22 protein-coding genes are annotated in these 26,986 nt (G+C 75.1%); 7 read left to right on the forward strand and 15 right to left on the reverse strand.

Going from position 1 to position 26,986, the window contains the following annotated elements; translation table 11 throughout:
- Positions 1-55: 55 nt before the first annotated feature.
- Complete coding sequence (locus tag ABD352_RS12045) at positions 56-1,933, reverse strand: glycoside hydrolase family 15 protein (RefSeq protein ID WP_344612380.1); 1,878 nt, start codon at positions 1,931-1,933, stop codon at positions 56-58.
- 109 nt (positions 1,934-2,042) lie between these two features.
- Between ABD352_RS12045 and ABD352_RS12050 the strand changes: the two genes are divergently transcribed.
- On the forward strand, positions 2,043-2,660 hold the full coding sequence (locus ABD352_RS12050; RefSeq protein ID WP_344612381.1) for a DUF1269 domain-containing protein: 618 nt from the start codon (positions 2,043-2,045) through the stop codon (positions 2,658-2,660).
- 59 nt (positions 2,661-2,719) lie between these two features.
- Here ABD352_RS12050 and ABD352_RS12055 read toward each other — a convergent pair whose 3' ends face one another.
- The gene (locus ABD352_RS12055; protein ID WP_344612382.1) at positions 2,720-3,361 is read right to left on the reverse strand and encodes a response regulator; all 642 of its coding nucleotides are present in this window, start codon (positions 3,359-3,361) and stop codon (positions 2,720-2,722) included.
- A complete protein-coding gene (locus tag ABD352_RS12060) occupies positions 3,358-5,214 on the reverse strand; it encodes a sensor histidine kinase (protein ID WP_344612383.1) in 1,857 nt (618 codons plus the stop codon). Before ABD352_RS12060 ends, ABD352_RS12055 begins: the two co-directional genes overlap by 4 nt.
- 155 nt (positions 5,215-5,369) lie before the next feature.
- Here ABD352_RS12060 and ABD352_RS12065 point away from each other — a divergent pair, with 155 nt between their 5' ends.
- Together ABD352_RS12065 and ABD352_RS12070 are read left to right on the forward strand one after the other, a co-directional pair.
- The gene (locus ABD352_RS12065) at positions 5,370-5,951 is read left to right on the forward strand and encodes a hypothetical protein (protein WP_344612384.1); all 582 of its coding nucleotides are present in this window, start codon (positions 5,370-5,372) and stop codon (positions 5,949-5,951) included.
- A gap of 85 nt (positions 5,952-6,036) precedes the next feature.
- Complete coding sequence (locus ABD352_RS12070; RefSeq protein WP_344612406.1) at positions 6,037-8,004, forward strand: multicopper oxidase family protein; 1,968 nt, start codon at positions 6,037-6,039, stop codon at positions 8,002-8,004.
- A gap of 116 nt (positions 8,005-8,120) precedes the next feature.
- On the opposite strand, the gene ABD352_RS12075 is transcribed toward ABD352_RS12070, so the two are convergent.
- From ABD352_RS12075 to ABD352_RS12095, 5 genes are all read right to left on the reverse strand, one after another.
- Positions 8,121-8,405 carry a hypothetical protein gene (locus tag ABD352_RS12075; RefSeq protein ID WP_344612385.1) on the reverse strand — a complete coding sequence of 95 codons (285 nt, stop codon included), beginning with the start codon at positions 8,403-8,405 and terminating at the stop codon, positions 8,121-8,123.
- 30 nt (positions 8,406-8,435) lie between these two features.
- On the reverse strand, positions 8,436-9,224 hold the full coding sequence (locus ABD352_RS12080) for an alpha/beta hydrolase family protein (RefSeq protein WP_344612386.1): 789 nt from the start codon (positions 9,222-9,224) through the stop codon (positions 8,436-8,438).
- A gap of 114 nt (positions 9,225-9,338) precedes the next feature.
- Complete coding sequence (locus ABD352_RS12085) at positions 9,339-9,797, reverse strand: hypothetical protein (protein WP_344612387.1); 459 nt, start codon at positions 9,795-9,797, stop codon at positions 9,339-9,341.
- Positions 9,798-10,150: 353 nt separating this feature from the next.
- On the reverse strand, positions 10,151-12,685 hold the full coding sequence (locus ABD352_RS12090; RefSeq protein WP_344612407.1) for an FtsX-like permease family protein: 2,535 nt from the start codon (positions 12,683-12,685) through the stop codon (positions 10,151-10,153).
- Between the two features lie 5 nt (positions 12,686-12,690).
- A complete protein-coding gene (locus ABD352_RS12095; protein WP_344612388.1) occupies positions 12,691-13,428 on the reverse strand; it encodes an ABC transporter ATP-binding protein in 738 nt (245 codons plus the stop codon).
- A gap of 139 nt (positions 13,429-13,567) precedes the next feature.
- Here ABD352_RS12095 and ABD352_RS12100 point away from each other — a divergent pair, with 139 nt between their 5' ends.
- Entirely contained in the window at positions 13,568-13,783 is a 216-nt protein-coding gene (locus ABD352_RS12100) for a cation transporter (RefSeq protein ID WP_344612389.1), read from the forward strand.
- On the opposite strand, the gene ABD352_RS12105 is transcribed toward ABD352_RS12100, so the two are convergent.
- From ABD352_RS12105 to ABD352_RS12115, 3 genes are read right to left on the reverse strand one after another with little or no spacing between them, the layout of a single operon-like run.
- Positions 13,777-16,611: an AfsR/SARP family transcriptional regulator gene (locus ABD352_RS12105; RefSeq protein WP_344612390.1), complete on the reverse strand. Its 2,835-nt coding sequence runs from the start codon at positions 16,609-16,611 to the stop codon at positions 13,777-13,779. The genes ABD352_RS12100 and ABD352_RS12105 overlap by 7 nt on opposite strands.
- A 33-nt stretch (positions 16,612-16,644) precedes the next feature.
- Positions 16,645-17,736, reverse strand: coding sequence for a flavin-containing monooxygenase (locus ABD352_RS12110; RefSeq protein ID WP_344612391.1), 1,092 nt, complete (start codon positions 17,734-17,736; stop codon positions 16,645-16,647).
- A gap of 7 nt (positions 17,737-17,743) precedes the next feature.
- Positions 17,744-17,941: a heavy-metal-associated domain-containing protein gene (locus ABD352_RS12115; protein ID WP_344612392.1), complete on the reverse strand. Its 198-nt coding sequence runs from the start codon at positions 17,939-17,941 to the stop codon at positions 17,744-17,746.
- Positions 17,942-18,092: 151 nt separating this feature from the next.
- Here ABD352_RS12115 and ABD352_RS12120 point away from each other — a divergent pair, with 151 nt between their 5' ends.
- Positions 18,093-21,290: a heavy metal translocating P-type ATPase gene (locus ABD352_RS12120; protein ID WP_344612393.1), complete on the forward strand. Its 3,198-nt coding sequence runs from the start codon at positions 18,093-18,095 to the stop codon at positions 21,288-21,290.
- 5 nt (positions 21,291-21,295) lie between these two features.
- Here ABD352_RS12120 and ABD352_RS12125 read toward each other — a convergent pair whose 3' ends face one another.
- From ABD352_RS12125 to ABD352_RS12135, 3 genes are all read right to left on the reverse strand, one after another.
- Positions 21,296-22,012: a polysaccharide deacetylase family protein gene (locus tag ABD352_RS12125; RefSeq protein ID WP_344612394.1), complete on the reverse strand. Its 717-nt coding sequence runs from the start codon at positions 22,010-22,012 to the stop codon at positions 21,296-21,298.
- A complete protein-coding gene (locus ABD352_RS12130) occupies positions 22,009-22,749 on the reverse strand; it encodes a glycosyltransferase family 2 protein (protein WP_344612395.1) in 741 nt (246 codons plus the stop codon). The genes ABD352_RS12125 and ABD352_RS12130 overlap by 4 nt, the downstream gene beginning before the upstream one ends.
- A 103-nt stretch (positions 22,750-22,852) precedes the next feature.
- The gene (locus ABD352_RS12135) at positions 22,853-25,099 is read right to left on the reverse strand and encodes a hypothetical protein (protein WP_344612396.1); all 2,247 of its coding nucleotides are present in this window, start codon (positions 25,097-25,099) and stop codon (positions 22,853-22,855) included.
- A gap of 77 nt (positions 25,100-25,176) precedes the next feature.
- Between ABD352_RS12135 and ABD352_RS12140 the strand changes: the two genes are divergently transcribed.
- Complete coding sequence (locus ABD352_RS12140; RefSeq protein ID WP_344612397.1) at positions 25,177-25,980, forward strand: SDR family oxidoreductase; 804 nt, start codon at positions 25,177-25,179, stop codon at positions 25,978-25,980.
- A gap of 34 nt (positions 25,981-26,014) precedes the next feature.
- Positions 26,015-26,527: a hypothetical protein gene (locus tag ABD352_RS12145; protein ID WP_344612398.1), complete on the forward strand. Its 513-nt coding sequence runs from the start codon at positions 26,015-26,017 to the stop codon at positions 26,525-26,527.
- Between the two features lie 19 nt (positions 26,528-26,546).
- Here ABD352_RS12145 and ABD352_RS57600 read toward each other — a convergent pair whose 3' ends face one another.
- On the reverse strand, positions 26,547-26,984 hold the full coding sequence (locus ABD352_RS57600; protein ID WP_425553523.1) for a zinc ribbon domain-containing protein: 438 nt from the start codon (positions 26,982-26,984) through the stop codon (positions 26,547-26,549).
- Positions 26,985-26,986 lie beyond the last annotated feature (2 nt).

Raw genomic sequence — 26,986 nt, forward strand, 5'->3', positions numbered from 1 at the left:
CTGCAACTGGCGAGCGTGGGCCGGGACGGTCGCCCGGCCGCAATGGCCGGTGAGGTCAGCGGCCCGAGGTCGCCATGCCGTGGCGGAGCACCGGCTCGACCCAGCCGGCGCCGTGGTCGAGCTGGTAGTCGAGGTTCATCGCGGCGCTGATGAGCGCGAGATGGCTGAACGCCTGCGGGAAGTTGCCGATCTGTTCACCGGTGGGCGCGATCTCCTCGGCGTACAGGCCGAGATTGTTGCTGTACGTCAGCATCTTCTCGAAGGTGAGCCGCGCGTCGTCGAGTCGCCCGGCGCGGGCCAGCGCGTCGACGTACCAGAAGCTGCACATCGTGAAGGTGCCCTCGGATCCGCGCAGCCCGTCCGGGGACGCCATCGGGTCGTAGCGGTAGAGCAGGCTGTCGGCCACGAGCTCCTCGTCGATGGCGCACAGCGTGCTGTGCCACATCGGGTCGGTCGGCGCGATGAAGCCGACGAGCGGCATGTACAGCAGCGAGGCGTCCAGCACCTCGGAGTCGTAGTGCTGCACGAACGCCTCGCGCTTGGGGTGGAAGGCGCGCTGGATGACCTGCCGGTAGACCATGTCGCGCATGTTGGTCCAGCGCGCGGTGTCGGCCGGCCGGGCCCGGCGCTGGGCGATCCGGATCGCCCGGTCGAACGCGACCCAGGACATCAGCCGCCCGTAGGTGAAGTCCTGCCGCCCGCCACGGGTCTCCCAGATGCCGTCGTCGGGCTGGTCCCAGTTCTCGCAGAGCCAGTCGACCACGCGCGCGACGTGCTGCCAGGCCCGGTGCGATATCTGCAGCGCGTGCGAGTCGGCGAGGTGCAGCGAGTCCAGCGCCTCGCCGTAGATGTCGAGCTGGAGCTGGCCCGCGGCGCCGTTGCCGACCCGCACCGGGAAGGACCGGTTGTACCCCTCCAGATGCTCGAGGACCTCCTCGTCGAGGTCCGGCGAGCCGTCGATGCGGTACATGATCTGCAATGGGGCGGAGTTCTCGCTCGCGTACTGCACCCGGTCGTTGAGCCAGCGCAGGAACGCCTCGGCCTCATCGGTGAACCCGAGCCCCAGCAGCGCGTAGACGGAGAAGGAGCCGTCGCGGACCCAGGTGTAGCGGTAGTCCCAGTTGCGCTCGCCGCCGATCTGCTCGGGAAGCCCGGCGGTCGGCGCCGCGACGAGCGCCCCCGTCGGGGCGTAGGTCATGAGCTTGAGCGTCATCGCGGCGCGCTCCACCATCTCCCGCCACCGGCCCGTGTACCGGGACCGGCCGATCCAGCCGCGCCAGAAGTCCCTGGTCTGCTGGAACATCGCGAGGATCTGCTCGACGTGCAGCGCGCGGGGCGGGCCGTCGGGCTGCGTTTCCAGGACGAAGCCGCCCACATCACCGGTGGACAGCGTGGCGGTCAGGTGCAGTCCGTTGTCGTCCCGCCGGATGTCCTCCGGGTGGACGAGTGACCCGTTGCGGCGCACCGCGCTGACGTTCAGCGTGGCGCCGGCACTGCGGAACGCGGCACCGTCCGGGGTGATCTCGAGCTCGTGGCCGTCCCGCGCGTAGTTGAACCGCGGCTGGCACTCGACCCGGAAGCGCATGTGGCCGCGGACCACCCGGATCATCCGGACCAGCCGGTGGACGTCGGTGGCGGTGCCACCGGCGATCGGCATGAAGTCGATGAGCTCGCCCACGCCGTCCGCGCTGAGGAACCTCGTGATGAGCATCGTCGTGCCGGGAAGGTACAGCTGCTTGCTGACGTAGCTGGTGCCGTCCGGAACGATTTGGCAGTAGCCGCCTTTGCGGCGGTCGAGCAGCGCGGCGAAGATGCTCGGGGAATCGAAGCGCGGCGCGCAGAACCAGTCGACGGTGCCGTCGTTGGTCACCAGGGCGGCGGTCTGCAGGTCGCCGATCAGGCCGTGATTCTCAATGGCCGGATACGCATCCACTTGGGCCTCCCGGGGAAAATCGTGTCCGTCACCCTGTTTCTCAGCCTCGGACCGCGCGCCGCGCAGCGCCATCCTTCGCACAGGATGAAACGGCGGGAGCCCGGGCGGAATGGCCGGCACGACGATCGTCACTCCCGCCGGGCGAAGCGGTCCGGCGGCGAAATGCCGACCGTTGCAGTCGGGCGGACACGCCAACCGCGATCTGAGAGGACGCATCATGAGCGATCTGATTGCCATCGGATACCGCGACACGACCACCGCGAACGCCGCTCGGGAGAAGATCATCGAGCTGCAGCGGCAGGGACTCATCACCGTACGTGATGCCGCCGTGGTGGAGGCCGGAGCTGACGGCAAGGTCCGGCTGCATCAGGCAGCAAGCGCAACCGGCGTCGGTGCGGCCGGTGGGGCCATGTGGGGCGGCCTCATCGGGCTGCTCTTCTTCGCACCGTTCCTCGGCATGGCGGTCGGCGCGGCCACCGGTGCGATCGCCGGAAAGGCCACCGACGTCGGAGTCGACGACAAGTTCATGAAGGACGTCGGCACGGCGCTGCAGCCCGGTCACGCGGCGCTGTTCCTGCTCATCGACCAGGTCACCGTCGACAAGGTCATGGCGGAGATGGCGCCGTACCAGTTCGGTGGCCAGCTGCTGCGCAGTTCGCTGAGCATGGAGGCGGAGCAGCGCCTGCGCGAGACCATCGAGGCCGCGCACCTGACCCCCGCGCGATGAGCCGGGTACTGCGGTAACGGATGGTGCCCCGGCGGATCCCCCGCCGGGGCACCCGCCGGTCAGGTCAGGCCGGCCTGATGCGCGGCGATCGCCGCGTGCACGCGGTCGCGCAGGCCCAGCTTCATCAGCACCCGCGCCACGTGCGTCTTCACCGTCGTCTCGCCGATGAAGAGCTCACGGGCGATCTCGGCGTTGGACATCCCGCGCCCGACGAGGCGCAGCACGTCGAGCTCGCGGGCCGTGAGCCGGCCGAGCCCGGCGGCGCTCGGCTTCGGCGGCGCCGCGGCGAACCGCTCGACGAGGCGCCTGGTCACGGACGGGGCGAGCAGGGAGTCGGCGCCGCGGGCGGCCTGGCGCACGGCGGAGACGATGTCCTCTCCCGGCATGTCCTTCAGCAGGAACCCCGAGGCTCCGGCGCGCATCGCGTGATAGACGTACTCGTCGAGATCGAACGTCGTCAGCATCAGCACGCGCGTCGGCACGTCGTGCGTGGCGATCTGCCGCATCGCGGCGATGCCGTCGACTCCCGGCATCTGCACGTCGAGGAGCAGCACGTCCGGCCGGTGGGCCAGGACGAGGGCGACCGCCTCGTCACCGTCGGCCGCCTCCGCCACCACCGAGATGTCGGCCTCGCCTTCCAGGATCATCCGGAGCCCGCCGCGCACGAGCGGCTGGTCGTCGGCGATGACGACGCTGATCATGCCTGGACCTCCAGATCCGCCGGCGCGGGCAGCGGCAGCACGGCCCGCAGCTCGAAGCCTCCGCCGTCGCGCGGCCCCCAGGTCACCTGGCCGCCGGCCGCGGCGACCCGCTCCCGGATGCCGGCCAGCCCGCGACCCATCACGGGGCCGCTGCCCGGCCGGGTCGGTGCCGAGTTCGTGACCCGCACCCGCAGCTGCTCCTCGTCCCGGCGCACCACGACCGTGGCCCGTGAGCCGGGCCCGTGCCGCAGGACGTTGGTCAGCGCCTCCTGGATCACACGGAGCACCACGGCCCGCTGCTGCGGCCCCAGGGCGGTCACCTCGGCGACGTCCGCGTCCACCGGGAGGCCCGTGGCGCGCGTCCGGTCGATGATCGCCGAGAGCTCCGGCCCGGCGTCGGCGGGCTCCAGCGCGGCCACGCCCTCGCGCGCGGCGGCGGCGATGGTCCGCATCACGCCGGGCACCCGTGCCGGGTCCGTGGCCGACAGCCGTCGCGCGGCCCCCGCCTGCAGCGCGACGACCGTGAGGCTGTGCCCGATCACGTCGTGGAGCTCGCGGGCCATGCGTACGCGCTCGCCGACGACCGCCCGGCGGGCCGCCGACTCCTCCTCCCCGGCGAGGAGCTCGTTGTTCGCCCGGGTCTGCTCGACCAGCCGGGTCACCTCGTTGACCGCGAGCCCGCCGAGCCAGAACACCAGGATCGCCGCCTCGTCACCGAGAATCTCGGGGTTGGCCGCCGTGGCGGCGTGGCCGGCCCAGCACACGACGAGACCCACCACCGCCATCCGGCGCCGCGACAACACGGCGACCCCGAACGACGTGGCGAACACGAGCGCGGCCTCCGACAGGGTGCCACCGAGGGGCGCGCCGAGGTGCGAGTACGCCGCGGCGGCGAGCCACGCCAACGCGGCCGAGGTCACCGGCACGCGCCAGGCTGCGACCAGCGGCAGGCCGACCGCGACGCTCGCGAGCACGGCGACCCACCCGGCCGCGGGGACGGCCAGCACGCCGACCGACTCGGTGGCGAGACCGGCCGCGAACGCGCCCGCCGCCAGGATCACCCAGGGCTGGGCGGCGGCGCGCAGCGCGGGCACGTGGTCGGCAACGGCGGGCACGACACTGACGGCCGCGCCGGCCGGCGCGGTCAGCGCGACCACCTCCTCGCGGGTGCGGGCGAGCAGCTCCCGGGCGGCCTCTTCGACCGCTCCCGGGTCCGTGCCGGCCTCGGCGTCGTCGGAGAGCGCGCGCATGCCTTCCAGCAGCGTCGGGCGCAGCCGTTCCGACGTGTACAGCCGCTCGGCCAGCACCGCCGACCGCGCGTTGGCGCGTTGCTCGCGCTCGATCCGCTCCCGCTGCTCGCGCAGCATCGACAGCCGCTGTTGCCGCGCCCGCACCGCCCGGCCGACGAGCATCGGGACGAGCCCCAGGAACAGCGTGACGAACAGGACCCCGTTGAGCAGCCGCCACCCGCGCATCATCGCCGTGAGGTCGACCGCGAGCACGACTCCCAGCGGGAGCAGGACGCCGAGCCACAACACCGCCCGGCTGCGCGCGTGCGCGCCGAGGGAGTACGACGCCACCATGAACGCGACCATCGGCACCGTCAGCTCGGCGCCGGTCGGCGGCCACACGAGCCGCGGCACGACGGCCACCAGCACGCCCGCGACGGCGACGCCGGCGATCGCGAGCACCGGCCGCCGCCGGCGCACGGCGAGCACCACGAGCAGCAGCACGCCTACCACGTTCAGGAGCAGGTGCCCAGGCCCGGTGTGACCGACGACGGCCGCCTCCACGACGCCGGCCAGCGCGAAGCCGGCCGCGACGACCGCGTCGACCCTCGAACCACGATCCACGCAGGTCAGCCTAGAAGGACCCCTACCCGGGGTCGTCCTCCTCGCGAAGGACCCCGGCCGGAGGACGGGCGTTCGCTCGCTGGGCCGACGATCCGGGCGCCCGCCTTTCCTAGCGTCCTTACCGGCAGTCATCGAACCGGGAAGGACAACCAACCATGGCAACCACCGCAACCGCGATCGACACCGGCACCACCGACGCGAGGCTGGTGCGCGTCGTCCGGGTCGCGCTCAGCATCGGCATCGTCGCGCTGGTCGGGTTCGCGATCGTCAGCACGTTCTGGACCACGGTCGACGGCGGCGAGTTCAAGTACGCCGCCGACTACTGGTACACCGCCGCCGGCGTGCCGATGGCCCTGGTCGGCATCGTGCACGCGTTCGCGGTACACAAGCTGCAACACGGCCGCGACGGAGCGCTCGGCGCGATCGGCACCTGGCTCTACGCCGTCGCCTGCGCCGAGCTCGCCGTCCAGTGCGCCGCGTCGGTCCTCGCCGGCGCCGAGCTGCGCTGGGGCCCCACGTACGTGCTCTGCTCGTTCCTCACGTTCATCGCGCTCGCGCTGCTCGCGGCCGGGTCGTGGCGCACCGGCCTGTTGCCGAAGTGGCTGCTCGGCCTCTGGCCCGTGGTGTGGCTGCTCGGCTCGTTCTTCGCCATCGGGCCTGGGCCGCTGCTGCTGGTCGCGCTGTACGTCGTATTCATGATCGTGCTGCCCCGCCGCATCGCACAGCGCTCCAGCTGAGAAAGCGCACAGCATTCGCCGGGTATGGTGCGCGGGACGTGAGCACGGACGCACCGAGGGTGCGGGTGGAGGCGATGGCGTGTATATGTGGGTCCACTACACCGACATGGTGATCGCGTTGCTGCAGCTCCCCGCGGCCGTGGCGGTGTGGTGGGCCGGGACGGGCCCGAAGGCCTCGGCGGCGGGGCCGTCGCGCGCGGCCGTGGTGTCGTTCGCCCTGCTGCTCGGCGGGGCCGCGCTGCGGCTGGCCGCCGGTGCGCTGATGCTGCCCTGGGGGTGGGAGTTCGCCGGGCCCCGCCTGGTGTTCGTGGCGCCGGCGCTGGTGGTGGCGGCGACGGTGTACCTGGTGTGGCTGCGCCCGGCCGGGGGGCCGTCGGACGAGCTTCCGGTGCGGTACCGCAGCGGCCAGGCCCGCGTGGCCGCGCTGGCCGGTGCGGTCGGTGTCGTGCTCGTCGCGGCGATGGCGGAGCTGGCCGGGACGAGCGCCGCCGTTGCCACCGGCTTGGCCGTCCTCGGGGCGTCGGCACTGGGCTGGGCATTCCGGAAGCTCCCGCGCCGTCCGGGAGCCGGGCAAGCCGGATGGCGGCCCGCGGCAGCACGCGCCGCGATCGGTGTGGCGCTGGTCCTCGCGGTGACGGCGGGCGTTTCCGCAGCCAGCGTCCTGCCGGCGCGCAGCGGCATGACGGGCGGCGCCGTGGACACCGGCGGCGGCGCGGCAGAGCATCAGCACCTCGGCGGGCGCAGCGTGACCGAGCTGACCGGCACGGACACCGCGGCCGCCGGGGACGCGGCGGTGGACCGGTTCACGTTGACCGCGCAGGAGGCCACGGTACGGCTGGACTCCGGTGAACAGGTGGCGGCGTGGACGTTCAACGGCGTCACGCCCGGCCCGCAGCTGCTGGTCCGGCAGGGCGATCTGGTCGAGGTGACGCTGGTCAACCGGCTGCCCGGGGTCGGTGTGACCCTGCACTGGCACGGCGTGGACGTGCCCAACGCGATGGACGGCGTGGCCGGGGTGACCCAGGACGCCGTCGCGCCGGGGGCCAGCTTCGTGTACCGGTTCCGGGCGGTGCAGGCGGGCACGTACTGGTACCACTCGCACGAGATGTCCTCGGTCCAGGTCCGCCGCGGCCTGTTCGGCGCCCTCGTCGTGCTGCCACGGGACGCGCCGGTGCGCGACGACGACACGGTCGACGAAACGGTGCTGCGGCACATCTGGGGCAACGAGGACGGGGTGGCGACGCTCGGCCTGGCCTCCGGCGTGCAGCGGCGGGCGGTGCCGCCCGGGCGGCAGGTGCGCCTGCGGCTGGTCAACACCGACGGCGACCCCGCCACGTTCACCCTGACCGGCGCCCCGGTGCGCGTCGCGGCGATCGACGGCACCGACGTGCACGAACCGGGCGTACTGCCCGGGGCACGGATCCTCGTCGGCGGCGGCGCCCGCTACGACCTCGTCTTCACCATGCCCGACCAGCCGGTCACGCTGCGCGCGGACGGGCCGGCCATCGTCTACAGCCCGCACGGCGACGCCGGCCCGGACTCCGCCGCCGCGCCGCCGGTGCTCGATCCGGCCCGCTACGGCACGCCGGCCGCGACCGCGTTCGGGGCGGACAGCCACTTCGACCGGCGGTTCACGCTGCGGCTCGACGAGCGGCTCGGCTTCTACGACGGCCGCCCGGCGGTGCGGTACACGCTGAACGACGCCACGTTCCCGGACGTGCCGATGCTCATGGTCTCCGACGGCGACCTGGTCGAGGTCACCTACGTCAACCGCAGCGGCCAGCACCACCCGATGCATCTGCACGGCCACCACATGCTGGTGCTGTCCCGCGACGGCCGGACCACCACCGGCAGCCCGTGGTGGGTCGACACCCTCGACGTCGGCCCCGGCGAGACGTATCGGGTCGCGTTCCGCGCCGACAACCCCGGCATGTGGATGGACCACTGCCACAACCTCGAGCACGCCGCCAGCGGGATGATCCTGCACCTCGGCTACACCGGCGTCACCAGCCCGTTCCAGACCGGATCGGGCACCGTCAACCACCCGGAGTGACCGCGCATTACGTGCTAACACTGATGTCCCGGTACGGGTGCGATTTCTCCCTTGGGCGCAGTCCCCCCGGCCGAGGAGCCCAGGATGTCGGCCCCGGTGCCGGTGTGCCGGGGACGCTAGGCGGGGTTGGGGGCGCTGTCGCGAGCCGCGATGGCCAGTGCGACGAACGAGCGGAAGCGCTCGTACTCGACCGCGTCCATGGTGAGCCAGGCGCCGGACATGACCTGGTCGCCGTACGCCGGCCCGACCTGGACCTTGAACCGGTCGCCCTTCGGCTTCACGGAGACGCCCAGGAACGCCACGTGGACCCGCCTCGAGTCCTCGTTGCCCCGGTGGAAGATCTCCAGGATCCGGCCGTCGAGCACCAGGATGTAGGCCTCGTGGATGAATTCGGTCGCCATGGTGGTGAAGCTAGCGGAGTCACCGCGGTGCTAGGCCGGTGGGGCGGCGGTGCGCAGGAAGTCGTCAACGGCCTTGGTGGCCTCCGGTGCGCCCTCGGCGGTGACGCTGAGCAGGGCCGTGCCGTGCAGCCGGCCCTCCACCAGGACCAGCTTGCGGTCCTGGCCGGGGGTGGCGTCGTACATCTCCTGCGCCGACGATGCGAACGCGCTGTCGCCCTTCGCCGCCACGTAGAGGACCGGCGCGGTCAGCCCCGGCACGGCCTGCAGGGCGCTCTCCCGGGCGTAGTCGCTGGGGCCGGACAGGCTGATCACCGCGACCGCCGGCGGCTTCAGGGCCGCCGCGGCGATCAGGGTCGCCGTCGCGCCCCGCGAGGCGCCGATGAGCACGACCTTGGTCGAGCCGCTGGTGCGGGCGAAGGCGGCCGCCGCGGCGACGTCGTCTGAGTTGTGGCCGGTATCGGCGCTGGTGGAGCGGCCCTCGCCGTTGAAGTCGAAGGCCAGGACGCGGTACCCGGCCGCCGCCTGCCGCTTCGCCCACGACAGCCACGAGCAGCCGGTGGTGCTGGCCTGCGGGGCGAGCACGAGCGTGACGCCGCCGGTGCCGAGGACGTAGGCGGCCAGGTGGGCCCCGGTCTTGGTGGGGAAGGTCACCTGCTTGTCGTCGAGCTCCGTGTCGCCGCCGCACAGGCCGTGGGTCGGGCTCGGCGCGGCGGCCGGGCTGGGCGAGGTGGGCGTGTCGGCCGTGCCGGATTTTTCGGATTTGGAGGAGCAGCCGGCAAGGAGCAGCAGTACACAGCAGATCCCCGTCAATACGCGCATACCGTTGCGACCAGCGAACCGGTCCGGAGGTTGCATCACGATTCGTTCTCAGGTCCTCACAGCCCCCACAGCGGATCGTCAGCCTGCTGACGAGAGCGGCCCGTCATCGGTGCCCTACCACTCGGGCCGTCCGGCCGTTTCCCGCTCGGCCTCGAGCCGCTCCAGCACGCCGTCCAGGATCGCGTCGGCGACGGCCGTCGGTCCCGTCTTGCGCTTGCGGTGCAGGGCCGGGTGGAACCGGTCGCGTGCCGAGGCCAGGGTCGCCTGCACGTAGGCGTGCGCCGCCCGCCGGTCGTAGTGGCCGGGCGGGACCGCGGCCTCGAAGAACACCGAGCGCAACCGGGCCGACCACCCTCCCGCGCGCAGCCCCTCGAAGGGCGGCCGCCAGATCGTGCCGGGCAGCATGAACACCACACGCAGGCCGATCTCGTCCGCCCCGATGTCGAGCCCATCGTGCAACTCGAGCGCGTGTCGGCCGGCGCGGCCCGCGGCGTCGGCGACGGCCCGGGCCACCCCCGCGCCGCCCTCGATCATGCTGATGCGCACCAGGGTCGGCAGCCTGAAATCGCTCACCGCCTGTACCCCCGGATCTCCTCGAAGAGCGACGCTTGGGATCGTAGGTGATGTCCCTGGACGCCGGAGCGGTCGCGGGGTGCCGCTGCAGGCCATATGCTCCGTCAGCCAGTGGACCGGTCCGCGATGACGCCGCCGAAACGACGAGACGACGAACTTGCGCATGGCCAGCACGTGGCCGGAGGCGAAGGGCAGTCCCAGGACGCCGTAGCCGCGGAAGAACTCCGCGGCCCCCTCGCGAGATCGATTCCTCATGACGGCGAGCGTGCCGCCGCCGCCTTCCCCGGACCTGCCCGGCGGGTCCGGGCCGGCGGCGATCAGGGGAAGGCGGGGCAGGAGCGTGACCGGCGACCTCATTCCCGGCTGATCGCGTCCAGGACGTCCAGGCGGGCGGCCCGGCGGGCGGGCAGCAGGCCGGCGAGGAGCCCGGCCAGGGTGGCGACCGCGACGACCAGCGCGAGCCGGCCGGCCGGGATCTCCACGGCCAGCGGCGTGGCGCGGCCGAGGGCCCGCACGGCCCCCGCGCCGAAGGCGACGCCGAGCCCCACGCCGACCACGACCGCCAGCGCCGCCACGAGCACCGCCTCGGCCCGGATCATCCACCGCACCTGGGCCCGGGTCGTGCCGACGGCCCGCAGCAGGCCGATCTCCCGGGTCCGCTCGACGATCGACAGCGCGAGCGTGTTCGTGATGCCCAGCAGCGCGATGACGACGGTGAACAGCAGCAGGGCGGTGGTGACGGCCAGGATCTGGTCGATGCTGCGGGTCCGGCCGGCCACCGCCTGGGCCTGGTCGCGCAGCTGCGCGGTCGGGCTGCCGGCCAGCGCCGCCTCGATGGCCCGCCGGGCGGCGGACGCCTCGACGCCGTCGGCGGTCCGGACCAGCACGCTGGCGTCGACGTCCTCGGTGTACAGCCGGGAGTACGAGTCCAGGCCGATGAGGTAGTCGGTGCCCAGGGCCTGCGCGTCGGCGTCGCGCAGGAGCCCCACGACGCGGAGGCGTTGCGCGCCGGTACGGGCGAACGTCATCGCCAGCTCGTCGCCGACGGCGACGTGGCGGTCGCGGGCGGCCCGCTCGGCCAGGACGATCCCGTCGGCGGCGAGCGCGTCGAGGCGCCCGGCGACCATGTGCAGCGAGGCCACCCGGGGCAGCGTGGCCGGGTCGACCGCCGTCAGCGCGCCGGTCATCCCGCGGTCGTCCTTCCAATGGCCGTACCGCAGCCGGGAGGCCACCGCGACCTCGGGCAGCCCGGCGACGCCGGCGTGGACGGTGGGCGGCAGGCCGCCGAGCATCTCGTTGCGGCTGCTCTCGATGACGTAGTCGGCGGTGATCGTCTCGCCGTACGACTGCCGGATCGCGTCCTTGACCGACGTGCCGAGCACCGTCATGAAGCTGATCAGCCCCAGGCCGAGGGCGAGGGCCAGGGCGGTCGCGGCGGTACGCCGGGGCGCACTGGCCGCGGTACGGCGGGCCAGCCGGCCGGGGACGCCGGCCAGGTCGAGCGGGCGCCCGACCGTGCGGGCCAGGGCCGGGGCGAGCGCGGGGCCGAGCAGCGCGAGCCCGGCGACGGCGACCAGCCCGCCGGCGCCGAGCAGCGGCAGCGAGCCCCCGCCGGCCAGCACGAGCACGAGGGCGGCGGCGCCGGCGACGGTGACGAGCAGGCCGGTCAGCCGGCGGGCCCGGCCCGTCGCCGCACCGGTGGCGGACTCGCGCATCGCCTCCACCGGCGCCACCCGGGCCGCCCGGCGGGCCGGCGCCCATGCGGCGATGACGGTGACCAGCACGCCGATGGCGGCCGCGATCGCGACGGTGCGGGGAAGCAGGACGAGGGAGCCGTCCGGCAGCGGTACCCCGAACCGGGCGGCCAGCGCCCGCAGCCCGGCCGCGGCGGCGACGCCGAGCCCGATCCCGGCGGCCGAGGCGGCCACGCCGACGAGGACGGCCTCGCCGAGCACCGAGGCGAGGACCTGCCGGCCGGTGGCCCCGGCGGCGCGCAGGACCGCCAGCTCGCGGGTGCGCTGGCTGACGACGATGGCGAAGGTGTTGGCGATCAGGAACCCGCCGACGAGCAGCGCGGCCCCGGCGAGCGCGAGCAGCATGGCCCGCAGGTAGCCGACCTGGGTCTTGGCCGCCGCCGCGCTCGACGCGGCCACGTCCCGGCCGGTGACGACCTCGTGGTCGGCGCCGAGCCGCTCGGACAGCCGCCGCTGCACCTCCTGCGCGGTGGCGCCGTCGGCGACCGACACGGCGATCTCGGAGGCGCCGTCGCCGAGGTGCAGCAGCCGCTGCGCGGCCGGCAGGGTGACCAGGGCCACGGTGGCGTCGGGCAGGCCGGGCCGGTCGCCGAACCAGGCGAGCCCGACCACGCGCAGCGGCGCGTTCTCGGCGGCCTGGACGGTCACGGCGTCGCCGAGCTGGATGTGGTACTGCCGGGCCGTGGCGGCGTCGAGGACCACTTCCCCGTCGGCGGCGGGCGCGCGGCCGTCCCGCACGGCGAAGGCGTTGAACGGCGCCGTCGTCCACGACTGCAGCAGCGACGGGCCGGACGGCACCACGGGCCGCCCGCCGACGACGAGGAGCCCCTGGCCGCGGGCGACCGGCTGGGCGTCGGCGACGCCGGCCACCGCGCGGACCCGCTCCAGCGTCGCGGCCGGCAGCGGGTCGCGCTGGACCTCGACGCCCATCGCGTCGTCGAACGCGGTGGCGCGGCGGACGGTGAGGTCGGTGCCCGCGGCGGCGGTGCGGAACTGATCGTCCAGCAGCGTGCTGGAGGTGTCGGTGAGGATGAGGGTGCCGGTGACGAAGGTGATGCCGAGCGCGACGGCGAGCAGGGTCAGCACGAGCCGGGCCGGCCGGGCCACGGCGTTGCGGATGGTCAGGCGCCACATGGCGGTCACCCGCCGATCCGGGCGGGCGCGTCGAGGCGCGCCATCTGGGCCAGGACGGCGTCGGCCGTGGGGTCGTCGAGCTCGGCGGTGACGCGCCCGTCGGCCAGGAAGACGACGCGGTCGGCGTACGCGGCGGCGCGGGGGTCGTGGGTGACCATCACGATCGTCTGGCCGAGGTCGCGGGCGGCGTGGCGCAGGAACTCCAGGAGGGCCTCGCCGCTGCGGGAGTCCAGGTTGCCGGTCGGCTCGTCGGCGAAGACGATCTCCGGCCGGGCGATGAGGGCGCGCGCGACGGCGACCCGCTGCTGCTGGCCGCCGGACAGCTCGGCCGGGCGGTGGTGCAGCCGGCCGGCCAGCCCGAGGGTGGCGACCAGCTCCTCGTACCAGTCCTGGTCGACGGGGCGGCCGGCGAGGGTGAGCGGCAGGGCGATGTTCTCGGCCGCGGTCAGGGACGGGATGAGGTTGAAGCTCTGGAAGACGAAGCCGAGCCGCTCGCGGCGCAGCAGGGTGCGGCGCCGCTCGTCGAGCGCGGTGAGGTCGGTGTCGCCGAGCACCACCCGGCCGGAGTCGACGGTGTCGAGGCCGGCGAGGGCGTGCATGAGCGTCGACTTGCCGGACCCGGAGGGGCCCATGACGGCGGTGAAGGTGCCGGTGGGGATGGTGACGCTCGCGCCGTCGAGGGCGCGTACGGCGGTGTCCCCCCTGCCGTAGATCTTGACGAGGTCGTGCGCCTCTGCGGCCATGTCCGGTGCTCCTTGGATCGGTGGGCTTCTGTCATGGGGAGCGTGCGTGGCCGCGCTGTCCGGTCGCCGCCGGCGGCCCGGCCGGGGCGGGCAGCGCGCGGACAGCGGCCGGACAGCGGCCCGGTGGAGGCTGGGCGGCATGACAACGGATGACGGCCGCGGCGCGGGGGGCGTGACGACCTTGTCGATCGGCGGGCCGATCTGCCGGCGGTGCGTGCGCCGGATCAGCGCGCGGGTCGGCGACGTGCCCGGCGTCGTGGCGCTGGAGGTGCGGGCCGGCCGCGGCCTGCTCGTGGTGCGCGGCAGCGTGGACGCGGCCGTGATCGCCGCCGCGGTGCGGCGCGGAGGCTACTGAGCGGCCTCGGCCTCGGCGGCGAAGGCCCGCAGCTTGTCCAGGGCCCACGGGAACTCGCGGTCGTCGAGCAGCCGCAGCGCCCGGCGGCACTCCCGGTCGGCGGTGACGGCGTCGCCGTGGCCGAGGGCGATGCGGGCCCGGCCCCAGGCCGCCCACGCCTGGCAGCGCGGGTTGTGGACCTGCCGGGCGACGGCGTCGGCCTCGGCGAGCAGCGCGGTGACCGTGTCGTCGCCGGCGTCGAGGCGGGCGTGGGCGAGGTGGATCAGGGCGAACGCGAGCCCGTGAGGCGCGTGGAGGCGGCGGCACTCGTCGGCCGAGGCGCGCAGCGTGTCGAGGGCCTCGGCGGTCCGGCCTGCGCCGTGCAGCGCGACGCCGAGGTGGGCCAGCGACGCCTCGGCCATCATCGCGTCGCCGAGGTCGCGGAACATCGTCTCGGCCTGCCGCCACCGCCGCACGGCCACGGCGAAGTCGCCGGTGCGCAGGTCGAGCAGGGCTTCGAGATACTCGGCGGTGGCCAGCCAGTAGTCGTCCTCCGCGCCGCCGAGCTCGCCACGGCTGCGCTGGATCAGCTCCCGGTACTGCCCCGCGTCGCCGCCGTACACGCCCTCCCAGGCCACGACGAGCCGGGAGATCGCGGCATTGCCGGCGTCCCCGAGCTGCTCGAAGAGGGCGAGGCTCGCCCGGGCCGCCGCCCGCGACTCGGGGGTCGGGTAGTAGACGCCGAGCAGGCCGAGGCCCTGCAACAGCCCGGCGCGGGCGGCCGGCGGGACGTCGCCGGCGCCGAGCAGGACGGTGACGGCCCGGACGCCCTCGTGGCGCACGCCGTAGTTCCAGTACCGCATGAGCGCGCCGGCCAGCCGCAGCCCCGGTCCGAGCTCGGCGGGTGCGAGCTCGAGCGCGCGGTCGACGGCGGCGCGCAGGTTGTCGGCGTCCTCGCGCATCCGCGGCCACGCCCCGCCGGTCGAGCGGATGAGCGGCCCGAGCCGCTCGCCGAGCCGGGTGTAGTGCTCGAGGTGGCGGTCGCGGCAGGCGCCGGTCTCGCCGGCGTCGGCGAGCCTCGCGGCGGCGTACTCGAGGACGGTGGCCAGCAGCCGGAACCGCCCGGTGTCCGGGTCGGGCACGACGAGGGAGCGGTCGACCAGGCGCAGCAGCAGGTCGAGGACGTCGCCGGGCGCGAGGTCGCCGAAGCCGCCGACGTCCTCGGCCGCGGACAGGTCCCAGCCGCCGCGGAACACCGCCAGGCGGCGCAGCAGCGTCCGCTCGGCCGGCGGCAGCAGCTCATGGCTCCAGTCGAGCACGGCCCGCAGCGTGCGGTGCCGGGCCTCGGCGGTGCGCGGCCCGCCGGTCAGCAGCGCGAACCGGTCGTGCAGGCGGGCGGCGATCTCGGCCGGCGGCAGCGCCTTGACCCGGGCCGCGGCCAGCTCGACGGCGAGGGGGATGCCGTCGAGCTGCCGGCAGACGGCCTCGACGGCGGGCGCGTTGTCGTCGTCGAGCGCGAACCCGGGGCGCACGGCCCGGGCCCGGTCGACGAAGAGCCGGACCGCCTCCGGCACCGGCAGGGGCGCGACGGCGACCTGGACCTCGCCGGCCACGGCGAGCGCCTCCCGGCTGGTCGCCAGGACGCGCAGCCCCGGGCCGGCCTGGACGAGCCGCTCGACGAGCGTGGCCGCGCCGTCGACGACGTGCTCGCAGTTGTCGAGGACCAGCAGGGTGCGGGCGCCGGCCAGGTGCCCGGCGACGGCTTCGGCGGCCGGCACGCCGAGCTGCACGGCGACGGCCTCGGCGACGTCCGCCCCGGCCGGCACCGCGGCGAGGCGGACGAACCGGACGGCCTCGCCGGGGTCGGCGTGGCGGGCCGCCTCCAGCGCGAGGGTGGTCTTGCCGACGCCACCGGGGCCGACGAGCGTGACGACCCGGGCCGCCCGCAGCTGGTCGAGCACCATGGCGAGGTCGTCGTCGCGGCCGACGAGCGAGGTGAGCCGGGCCGGCAGCCCGGCAGGGCCCGGGGCGGCCGCGCCGGTCGCACGGGACACGGGCTCGGGCGCCGCCGGCCCGCCCGGCACCTGCTGGCGCAGGATCGCCTCGGCCAGGGTCTGCAGCTCCGGCGACGGATCGATGCCGAGCTCGTCGGCCAGGCGGCGGCGGACCGTCCGGTGCACGGCCAGCGCGTCGGCCTGCCGGCCCCCGCGGTACAGCGCGAGCATGAGCAGGCGCGAGAGCCGCTCGCGCAGCGGGTGCTCGGCCACGAGCCGCTCCAGGTCGGCGACCGCCTCGGCGGGCCGGCCGGCCTCCACGAGCAGCTCCAGCCGGTCCTCGACGGCGCCCAGCCGCAGCTCCTCCAGGCGGTGCCGCTCCCGCTCGGCCCACTCCGCGTCGCCGGCGTCGGCCAGCGCCGGGCCGCGCCACCAGCCCAGCGCCTCGTCGTAGCCGCGCAGCGCGCCGGCCGGGTCCCCGGCGTCGCGGGCCGCCCGGGCCCCGGCCACGGCCCGCTCGAACCGGTGGATGTCGACGGCCTCGGGCGGCACCGCGAGCAGGTACCCGGGCGCGCGGGTGACGAGCCGGTCGCCGGCCGGGCCGAGCGCCCGGCGCAGCTTGGAGACCCGGGTCTGCAGGGCGTTGGCCGCGTCGACCGGCAGCTCCTCGCCCCACAGCGCGTCGGTGAGGGTGTCGGCCGAGACGACGCGGCCGGCGGCGAGCACCAGCCGGGCCAGCAGGGGCCGCACGGAGGGGGCGAGCGCGGCCGGCGGCCGGCCCGCGACCTGGACCTCGGCCGGCCCGAGCAGGCGAAACTGCACCTCAGCGCCGGTGTCGGGCTCGCTGTTCGCCAAAGTCCACGTCCTCCTCCGGGCCGGCCCACCATGCTACCGGCCTGCGGGCGCGCCGACCTGGGCCGATGCGTCGGAGCGGGCCGGCGCATCGGCCAGGATCCGCCGGGCGAGCACCGCCGCGTCGCGGCCGACCCAGCCGAGCACCGCCGAGCCGCGGGTGCGCTGCCACGGCAGGCCGAGGAAGTACAGGCCGGGCCAGGCGGTCACGCCGTGGCGGTGCACCGGCGCGCCGGACGGGTCCAGGACCGGAACCTCCAGCCACGGGTAGTGCGGCCGGAACCCGGTCGCCCAGACCACGGCGTCGACCCGCCGGGTCGCCCCGCCGGCGAGCACCAGGTCCCGCCCGGCGGCGCCGACGACGCGATCGAGGCGTTCGACGTCGCCCAGCAGCCGGCGCACGTCGGTACCGATGATGGGATTGCGTTCCCGGATGCGGCGGCCGAGCGGGCCGTCGGGGCCGAGGCGCATGGTGCCGAGCCGGTCGAACCACCAGAAGATGTCCCGGCCGAGCCAGCGCTGGGGCAGCGCCGGCCCGAGCGAGGCCGCGGACAGCGCCACCCGGCGGCCGTCGGCGGCGAGCTCCCCGGCGATCTGCACCCCGGTGTTGCCCGCGCCCACCACGGCCACGTCGCCGCCGGGCACCTGGCCCGGGTTGCGGTACCGGCTGCTGTGCAGCTGCACCACGGAGGGCGCCAGCCGGGCGGCGAAGCCGGGCACGCTCGGCGTGTGGAACGCCCCGGCGGCCACGACCACCTGCCGGGCGTCGTAGCGCCGGTGCGGGGTCTCGACGACGAACCCGCCGCCGGGGCCGGGCCGCACCGACGTCACCGGGCTGTCGAGGCGGACCGGCAGGCCGAACCGGGCCGCGTAGTCCTCCAGGTAGTCGGCGACCTGGTCCTTGGTCGGGTGCGCGTCGGGGTCGCCGGGGAACGCCCGGCCGGGCAGGCCGTTGTACCGGTTCGGCGTGAACAGCGCCAGCGAGTCCCAGCGCCGCCGCCAGGCGTCGCCGACGCGGGGATGCGCGTCGAGGACGACGAAGTCCTGCCCGGCGCGGCGCAGGTAATAGGCGAGGGCGAGGCCGGCCTGGCCGCCGCCGACGATCACGGTGTCCAGCTGGGGGAGCATGCCGGCCTCACGCCGTCTCGTAGCCGGCGTCGTCGATCGCCGCCCGCACGGCGGCGGGGTCGGCGTCGCCGATCGTGCGGACGGTCTTCGCCGCGACGTCGACGTGGACCGCGGTCACGCCGGGCACCTGGCCGACCGACGCGGTGATGGCGGCGACGCAGTGCCCGCAGGTGATGCCGGGGACGGCGAGCAGGATCTCGTTCACGAAAGGCTCCTTCGTTCGGACTGGCTGATGCGGCCCACGTTGCGCGGCGCCGCTGTCCGCCCCCTGTCCGGCGCCGACAGTTCCCGGACAGCGCGGCCCGGCACGGTCAGCGCACCGGCCCGGACCGCGGGCCCGCACCGAGGAGCACCCGATGGCGACATCGTGCACGTTGGAGATCGGCGGCATGACCTGCGCGTCGTGCGTGGGCCGCGTGGAGAAGGCGCTGCGCAAGGTCGACGGCGTCGAGCAGGCCCGGGTCAACCTGGCCACCGAGCGCGCCACGATCACCTTCGACCCGGCCCGCGTCACGGTCGACGCGCTGGCCACCGCCGTGGGCCGGGCCGGCTACCGGGCCGTGGCCGAGACACCCCCCGAGGAGGGCCCGCGGCCGGAGGAGGAACCCCGGCCCGAGCGCGATCGGGGGCCGTGGGCCTGGCTCGCCACGCTCGCCGTGGGCCTGGTGATGATGGTGCTGATGTACGTCCCGCTGCCCATCGACGCGATGGACTGGCTCATGCCGGTGCTGCTCGTCGTCGCCACGGTCGTGCAGGTCGTCGCCGCCCGGCCCTTCTACGCCGCGGCGTGGGCGGCGGCCCGGCACCGCGCGGCCGACATGAACACCCTCGTCGCGCTCGGCACCACCGTCGCCTACGGCTACAGCGCGTTCGTCACCCTCTGGCCGGCCCAGGCCGAGCGATGGGGCCTGCCGCTGCACGTGTACTTCGAGATCTCCGTCATCGTCACCGCCCTCGTGCTCGCCGGCCGCTGGCTGGAGGCGCGCGCCAAGCGGCAGACCGCGGCGGCGATCGGTGCCCTGGTCGGCCTGCAGCCCCGCACCGCCCGCGTGCTGCGCGGCGGCGACGAGGTCGAGGTCCGCGTCGAGGACGTGACCGTCGGCGACCTCGTCCGCGTCCGCCCCGGCGAGCAGATCCCGGTCGACGGCGTGGCCGTCGAGGGCGCCTCCAGCGTCGACGAGAGCATGCTCACCGGCGAGAGCCTGCCGGTCGCCAAGGCCGCCGGGGACGTGCTCATCGGCGCCACCGTGAACCGCACCGGCGCCCTCGTGATGCGGGCCACCGCCGTCGGCCGGGACACCACCCTGGCCCAGATCGTCCGCCTCGTCGAGGAGGCGCAGGCCGGCAAGGCGCCGATGCAGCGGCTCGTCGACTCCGTCGCGGGCTGGTTCGTGCCCGCCGTCATCGCCGTCGCGGCGCTCACCTTCGGCGTCTGGGCGCTCGCCGGGCCCGCCTCGGGGCGGCTCACGCTCGGCATCGGCACCGCCATCGCCGTGCTCATCATCGCCTGCCCGTGCGCCCTCGGCCTGGCCACCCCGACCGCGATCATGGTCGGCACCGGCAAGGCGGCCGAGCTCGGCATCCTCATCGGCGGCGGCGAGGCGCTGGAGCAGGCCCGCCGCGTCACCACCGTCGTGCTCGACAAGACCGGCACCATCACCCGCGGCCGTCCCGCCGTCACCACCCTCGCCGCGCGGCCCGGCACCGGCGCCGACGACCTGCTCGCCTTCGCCGCCGCCGCGGAGACCGGCTCCGAGCACCCGGTCGGCGAGGCGATCGTCGCCCACGCCCGCGACCGCGCGCTGACGCTCCCGCCGGTCGAGTCGTTCGAGGCCGTCCCCGGCTACGGCATCCTCGCCCGGGCCGGCGGCCGGGACGTCGCCATCGGCAACGCGGCGCTCATGGGCCGCCTGGACATCGAGGTGGTACCGCTGGAGCCGACCGCCGCCGAGGTGGCCGACGCCGGGGGCACCGCCGTGTACGTCGCGCTCGACGGGCGGTTGTGCGGCCTGATCGGCGTCCGCGACACGGTGCGCCCCGAGTCCCGCGAGGCCATCGAGCAGCTGCGCGCCCTCGGCCTGGACGTGTGGATGCTGACCGGCGACGAGCGGCGCACCGCGGAGGTCGTCGCCCGCGAGGTCGGCATCGCCGACGTCATCGCGGGCGTGCGCCCCGACGGCAAGGCCGCCCACGTCGCCGAGCTCCAGCGCCGCGGCGCCGTCGTGGCCATGGTCGGCGACGGCATCAACGACGCGCCCGCTCTCGCCCGGGCCGACCTCGGCATCGCGATCGGCACCGGCACCGACGTCGCCATCGCCGCGTCCGACATCACGCTCGTCGGCGGCGACCTGCGCGGCGTCGTGTCGGCGATCGCGCTGTCCCGCCGTACCGTGGCGGTGATCAAGCAGGGGCTCGGCTGGGCCTTCGCCTACAACCTGCTGCTCGTGCCGGTCGCGGCCGGCGTGCTGTACCCGCTGAACGGCACCCTGCTCGACCCGTCGCTGGCGGCCGCCGCGATGGCGATGAGCTCCGTCAGCGTCATCACCAACGCGCTGCGCCTGCGCCGGTTCCGCCGCCCCGCCACCGCCGCCGCGCTGCGCCCGCGGTGGGGCGCCGGGGTCGCCGACATGGCGTACCTGACCGGCATCGCCCTCCTGGCGGTCGCGGTCGGTGCGGCGCTGACCGGCCTGAGCCACACCGACGCGGCCGGCCGCGGCATGAACGGGGTGCTGGCCTGGGCCCAGGGCACCGGCATGCCGATGCGCCCGTCGATGAGCGTCATGATGGAGGCCGACGTCGAGCCCCTGCCGGCCGAGGACGCCGGCGTCCGGGTCGCGCTCGACGTGCCCGCCGGCCTCGCCCCCGGCCGGCCGGCGACGATCGGCATCCGGGTCACCGACGCGGCGACCGGCCGCCCGATCGGCGACGTCACCCGCAGCCACGAGGCCTGGATGCACTTCATCGCCACCCGCGCCGACCTCGGCACGTTCGCCCACGTCCACCCGCACCCCACCGGCCGCACCGGCGAGTTCGCGGTCGAGCTGACGTTCCCGACCGCCGGGCGCTACCTCGTCCACACCGAGTTCCGCCGCCAGGGCGAGATGGCCGACCTGCTCGAGCGCCACGAGATCGTCGTCGGCGACCCGGCCGGCGCGCCGCGGGTCAGCGCCGAGCCGTCGCCCCGCGACCAGATCGTCGACGGCGTCCAGGTGATCCTCGCCGGCACCGCGAAGGCCGGCACCCGCAGCAGCTTCAGCTACTGGTTCACCGACGTCGCCACCGGCCGGCCGCTCACCGCGCTGCAGCCCTACCTGGCCGCGGCGGGCCACGTGGTCATCATGCCCGTCGACGGCGGCGGCTTCGCCCACGAGCACGCCGAGGCCATCGACGGGCAGGGCCGGACGGCGTTCGCGCTGCCGGGCCAGAAGTTCGGCCCCGAACTGCGGCTGCACGCCACCTTCCCGCGCCCCGGGCTGTACCGCATGTGGGGCCAGTTCCGCACCGCCGACGGCCGCGTCATCACCACGACCTTCACGGTCGAGGCGCGGGACTGAGCCGTTTAGCTCTGGTACGCGGGCACGCCGAGCAGCTCGTCCACCGTGACGAACCGGTAGCCCCGGGCCAGCAGGCCCTCGATCGTCTCCCGCACGGCGACGACGGTCTGCGCGCGGTCGCCGCCCCGGCTGTCGAACCCGTCGTGGAAGATGAGGATCGAGCCGGGGCCGGTCTTGGCCACGGCGCGGCGGGCCATCCGCACGCCGGAGGGCTGGAACACCTCCAGGGCATGGCCGAACTCGCCGGCGACCGGGTGCAGCCCCCCGCGGCGCAGCATCCGCAACAGGGCCGGCTGGCGCCACAGCCAGGGCGTGCGGGCCAGCGCCGGCGTGCGGCCGGTGACGCGCGCCAGGATGTGCTGGCTCCGCTCGACCTCCCGCGCGAACGCACCGGGCCGCAGGTACGTGCCGAACCGGTGGCTCAGCGAGTGGTTGCCCACGACGTGGCCGGCGCCGATCGCGCGCACGGCGACGTCAGGGTGGCGCTCGACGCACTGCCCGACCTGGAAGAACGTCGCCCGGATGTCGTGCTCCGCGAGGATGTCGAGGATCTGCGAGGTGTACGGCTCGTTCGGGCCGTCGTCGAAGGTCAGCGCCACCACCCGTTCGGCGGCCGGGCCGTGGTAGGGATAGGCACGCGAGGACGGGGCGAACGGCGACATCAGCAGCCAGTACGCCCCGCCCAGCGCGGCCGCCAGCGTCAGCCCGGCCAGGACGATCACCGGTCCGCCTCGCGGAAGGCGGGCGCCTGCCCGAGCACGCGCCGCCCCGCGACCCGGTTCACGGCATAGGTCAGCAGGTAGTGCACCGGCAGGGTCACGAACAGGTTGTACGCCAGCCCGCGGTTGAGCCGGCGGCCCGACGTGTAGGTCGGGTTGCCGTGGTCGTAGACGACCCGGCCCTGCTTGCGCAGCCGGCGCAGCTGGTCGAGCTCGTCCCCGCCCTGCGTCAGGCTGGTGTCGTAGCCCGTCCACGCCTCGCGGCGGAAGGCGATGTTCGTCGCGCTCGCATAGGCGGCGCGGCCGGTCAGCCGGTAGAAGCCGTTGACCGCCCCGAAGAGCAGCCGGCCGTAGACCGCGCCCCAGCGCGGGCCGTCGGCGTACCGGCAGGGACCGACGACCGCGACGACCCGGTCGTCCTCGCGGAACCGCGCGTCGATCCGGCTGAGCCAGTCGCGCTCGTAGACCGTGTCGGCGTCGGCGGAGACGACGATCTCGCCGAACGCCGCCTCCGTGCCCCGCTGGCGGGCGTTGCACACCCCCGGAACGGGCTCGGCGACGACCCGCGCGCCGAAGTCGCGGGCGATGCCGGCGGTGTCGTCCGTGCAGTTGTTGTCGACCACGACGACCTCGAACACCCCGTCGAAGTCCTGCTTACGCAGGGAGAGCAGGGCGTCGGTGACGTAGCCGGCCTCGTTGAAGCACGGGATAACGATACTGAACCTGGGCCTTTCTGCCATGCAAAGCAGTCTTGAGCAGCTGATCTTCCGAATCGATCCGGAACTCCCCCGATTCCGACCGGGGGTTTCCCCCACCACGGGATGACGTCTCCCCCTAAGCCGGTCAGGCGGTGCGGGCGAGCTTCGTGAACGACAATACGTACATCGTGCTCAGCACCCAGCCGGCGAGCGTGGCCAGGTTGAGCCACCACTCGGCGAGCCGGCCGTGCTCCGCCTCGGGGCTCGGGTACCAGGTGGACCGCTGGCCGAGGGAGATCAGCGGCACGACGGTGTCCACGGCGTACAGCACCGGGCTGAAGCATCGCACCTGCCCGTCGCCGCACGGGTCGCGGCGGGGCGCCCGGCCCGAGCGGGTGGCGTCCGGCGGGTCCGGCTCCGCCTCGGACGCGTCGATGGTGACCAGCCGCCCGTCGACGGCGTAGACGTTGCCCCGCGGGTCCGTGGCGCGCAGCGAGGCGCGCACGTCCGGGACGTACAGCGACGCTGCCACCGCGATGAGCAGCGCCAGCAGCAGCCAGGCGGTGCGGCCCGGGCGGTAGCCGTAGCCGACCGCGGCGCCGTAGAGCGCGTCGAGCATCCCGCGCGGGTCCAGCCGGTGGCGGCGGGCGGCGCGGCGGGCCCGGTGGCGGCGCTCGATGAGGATCGCCTCGGCGTCGCCGGTGTACCCGTGCCGGCGGAACACCCGCGCCAGCTGCTCGTACGGCCCGGCGTCGTAGACGGCCTGCCGGGCCAGCCAGCGCAGCCGCGCCGCCCGGTCCCACGACGGGTTGCCGAAGCGCTCGTACGTCATGCCGGACACCACGATCCACTCCGGCCAGCGGTCAGGGTCGTCGTCGAGCACGCTGGTCGTCAGGTTGCGCAGGTCCACGCTGGGCTCGACGGCGGCCCAGCGCAGCCGCAGCCCGCCGCGCACGCTCGCCCCGATCGCCTGCACCGCGTGCCCGTGCGAGTTCTCCTCCGACGGCCCGGGGCAGGTGAAGTGCCCGTCACAGAGGTTGAGCCGGCCCTCGATCGTGGACCGGTTGAGCTGCACGACGCCGCTGGAGCGGAAGCCGTCCTTGAGCCGCACCGAGCCGCCGACGCTCGCCTGCACCAGCCGCACGGTCGGCCCGCCGGGGTTGTCGACGCTCGCGCCGGTGGCATCGAAGACGTTGCCGATGCGGGCACCCCGGAAGCCGAGGTACCCGCCGGCGGCCGACAGTCCCTCGAGCCGCGCCGACCCCTCGATGGTCACCCCCGCCGCCGTGACGAGGGCGCCGTCGGGCTGCGGGGCGCGCAGCGTGACGCCGCGCAGGGACAGGTCGCCGCGGATGCGGGCCCGGGCGACGCGGACGGTGCCCTCGACCACCGTGCCCCGCTCGACGGTCACGTGCGAGCGCACGTCCGCCCCGACGAGGTCCAGCGCGACGCGCCCGGGCGCGGCGAGCGCGCACCCGGCCCCGACCGACAGTGTCGTGAGGCCGGCGTACATCAGGTCGAGCCCGCCGTCCACCGAGCACCGCCCCTCGACCAGGACCGAGCCGCCGACCCGCAGCCGCGGCGCGACGAGGGCCGGCCCCTCGCCGTCGCCGGCGAGGTCGGCGTCGCGGATCACCACCCGCCCGGCGACGGTGGCGTTGCCGGCGACGATCGGCCCGGCCACCCGCGGCCGCCGCGGCGCGCGCCCGTCGGCGAACTGATGGTCGATGACGAACAGGCTGCCGCCGATGCTCGCCTCGCCGAGCTCGACCGCGGTCCCGGCCCGCGGCGCGATGTGCGCGCCGACCAGCTCGACCGACCCGGCGATGCGGGCGCCGGGCAGCCGGACCTCGCCGTCGGCGGTGAACCCGCGCAGCAGCCGCAGCGTGCCGCCGATCTGCACCCGGTCGGCGTGCAGCGCCCGCCCGCCGTTCGCCTCGATCGTGGTGTCCAGGCACAGCAGCCGCCCGCCGATGCGCGCCTCGCGCAGCCACACCGCGGCCATGCTGCGACTGCCGGCGCCCGGGTGCGTCCCGGCGATGCGGCTGCCGGACAGGTCGAGGTCGCCGCGCACCCGCAGCCCGTCGGCGAGCAGGCCCGGCAGGCGCGGCGCCCACGTGATCGCCAGCGCCCGCACCGACCCGCCGGTGAAGTCGGGCGCCTCGTCGAACGCGCACCCGTCGAACGCCAGCGGGAACCCGACGTCCACCCCGGCCAGGTCGAGCCGCCCGCGCACCCGCACCCCACGCAGCCGGATGCCGCGCGGGTCGACCGTGCGCTCCCCGGTCAGGCAGCACTCGCGCAGCAGGCCGGCGTCGATCGCCCCGCCGCGCAGCTCGGCGCCGCGCCGTGCCGCCCACAACAACGCCCGCCGCCGCGATCCCAGAGCCACGCCCTGAGCGTATCGGCGCGCGCCGCTGTCCGGAGGTCTGCCTGACGCGGTCGGCCTGACCTGGGTAAGGTGCAGCGATGGATCGCACCGCGCTGGTCACCGGGGCATCGTCCGGGATCGGGAAGGCCACCGCGGCCGCGCTGGCGGCACGGGGCTACCGGGTCGTGGGCACCAGCCGGCACCCGGAGACGCTCGGCCCCGGCCAGCGGGCCGAGGGCGTCGAGTACCTGCCGCTGGACCTTGGCGACGACGCCTCCATCGAGTCCCTGGCCGCGGCCGCCGGCAACGTCGACGTGCTGGTCAACAACGCGGGCGAGAGCCAGTCCGGGCCGTTCGAGGAGCTGCCCGGCGACGCCCTGCGACGGCTGTTCCAGGTCAACGTGCTCGGCCCGGTGCGGCTCAGCCAGCTGCTCCTGCCCGGCATGCGCGCGCGGGGCTACGGCCGGGTCGTGATGGTCGGCTCGATGCTGGCCTCCTTCCCCCTCGCCTACCGCTCCTCCTACGTGGCGACGAAGGCCGCGCTGAAGGGGTTCAGCAACGGGGCGCGGCACGAGTACTCGCCGTTCGGCGTCTGGCTGACCACCGTCGAGCCCGGGTCGATCAGCACCGGGATCAGCGAGCGCCGGACGAAGTACACCTCGGCAACCTCCCCGCACCGCGAGGACTTCGAACGGATGCTGGCCGCGCTGGACCGCAACGAGAAGGCCGGCGTCTCGGCCGACCGGGTCGCGGCCACCATCGTCAAGGCCGTCGAGGCCTCCCGCCCGGGGCCCCTCTACGCGGTCGGCAGCAACGCCGCGCTCGTCTTCCCGCTGCGCCGCCTGCTCCCCCGGACCTTGGTGGAGCGGGCCACCCACCGCCGCCATGACCTGCGCCGATAGCGCAGCGCAGCATCGAGCGACCCGGCGGCGCGGGGTGTGGATCGTCGCGGCGGCCCTAGCCGTCGTGCTCGCGGCGGCCGTCGCGGCCGTGCTGGTGACGCGCCGGGAGGACGACCTCGCCGACGGCCCGGAGGTCCCGGCGGCCGGCAGCCCGTCCCCGGCGTCGTGCCCGGCGACCTGGGACGACACCTTCGTCCGGCCGCAGCGGCGCGGGCCGCTCGTGCCCCGCGAGCCGAGCGAGGCCCTGCTGTGCACCTACGCGTTCACGCCCGAGCGCCCGCTCCGGCTCAGTGCCACGCATCGGCTGGCGGGCGACGCGACCCGCGTCGCCGGGTACTTCAACGGCCTGACGACCCGCCGGCCGGAGGGCACCTCGTGCAGCCTCGAGGGACATACGGAGCACATCGTCGTGCTGGGCTATCCGGACCGGGCGCCCGCGGTCGTCACCGACCGGCAGTGCGCCTGGGACCAGGCCGGGGGCGTGCGCTACCTCGCCGACCTGAGGACCGTCACCGGCTTCTGGGCCCTGGACCGCAACGCCGTCTGAGGGCGCCGGGACGAATGGGCTAGTGCTGTGACCACAAACGTTCACCGGTTTGTGGTTCCTCGCCCGCAGGTGCGGTCGAGCGACTCCCCACCACCGCGGTGTGTGGCAGTGGGGCGGGCCTCAGCCGGCCAACGGACCCTCGCGCCGCCGCACCTGCCGTCACCGCAGTCGGTGGCGACCGGTGTGGTCGACGGGGGTCACGCCGGGACGGTCCGGCACCGGGCAGGTGCCGTCCCGCTCGACGGTGCGTGACCACACACGGCAGCACCGCAGCCGCCGTGGTGGTGTCGGTGCCGCCGCCCGCGTTGGGGGTGCGGGTGGCGATGGTGGCCGCCGCCAACAGATCACGGTGCCCAGAAGCCTTGCAGTGCTGGCAGGTCATCGTCCGCCCGGTCGGTTTGCGGATACGTTGCCGGCAGGCTGGGCAGGTGGAGGAGGTGCCGCGCTCGTCGACCAGGC

Source organism: Dactylosporangium salmoneum (genome assembly GCF_039532525.1).
GTDB lineage: Bacteria > Actinomycetota > Actinomycetes > Mycobacteriales > Micromonosporaceae > Dactylosporangium > Dactylosporangium salmoneum.

Bases quoted from the DNA above. Each gene is read 5' to 3' on its own strand.
- ABD352_RS12080 (WP_344612386.1), bottom strand. From the start codon at position 9,224: ATGCGCGTATTGACGGGGATCTGCTGTGTACTGCTGCTCCTTGCCGGC.
- ABD352_RS12120 (WP_344612393.1), top strand. From the start codon at position 18,093: ATGGCGACATCGTGCACGTTGGAGATCGGCGGCATGACCTGCGCGTCG.
- ABD352_RS12055 (WP_344612382.1), bottom strand. From the start codon at position 3,361: ATGATCAGCGTCGTCATCGCCGACGACCAGCCGCTCGTGCGCGGCGGG.
- ABD352_RS12065 (WP_344612384.1), top strand. From the start codon at position 5,370: ATGGCAACCACCGCAACCGCGATCGACACCGGCACCACCGACGCGAGG.
- ABD352_RS12110 (WP_344612391.1), bottom strand. From the start codon at position 17,736: ATGCTCCCCCAGCTGGACACCGTGATCGTCGGCGGCGGCCAGGCCGGC.
- ABD352_RS12090 (WP_344612407.1), bottom strand. From the start codon at position 12,685: ATGTGGCGCCTGACCATCCGCAACGCCGTGGCCCGGCCGGCCCGGCTC.
- ABD352_RS12050 (WP_344612381.1), top strand. From the start codon at position 2,043: ATGGCCGGCACGACGATCGTCACTCCCGCCGGGCGAAGCGGTCCGGCG.
- ABD352_RS12140 (WP_344612397.1), top strand. From the start codon at position 25,177: ATGGATCGCACCGCGCTGGTCACCGGGGCATCGTCCGGGATCGGGAAG.
- ABD352_RS12130 (WP_344612395.1), bottom strand. From the start codon at position 22,749: ATGGCAGAAAGGCCCAGGTTCAGTATCGTTATCCCGTGCTTCAACGAG.
- ABD352_RS12095 (WP_344612388.1), bottom strand. From the start codon at position 13,428: ATGGCCGCAGAGGCGCACGACCTCGTCAAGATCTACGGCAGGGGGGAC.
- ABD352_RS12070 (WP_344612406.1), top strand. From the start codon at position 6,037: ATGTGGGTCCACTACACCGACATGGTGATCGCGTTGCTGCAGCTCCCC.
- ABD352_RS12100 (WP_344612389.1), top strand. From the start codon at position 13,568: ATGACAACGGATGACGGCCGCGGCGCGGGGGGCGTGACGACCTTGTCG.
- ABD352_RS12075 (WP_344612385.1), bottom strand. From the start codon at position 8,405: ATGGCGACCGAATTCATCCACGAGGCCTACATCCTGGTGCTCGACGGC.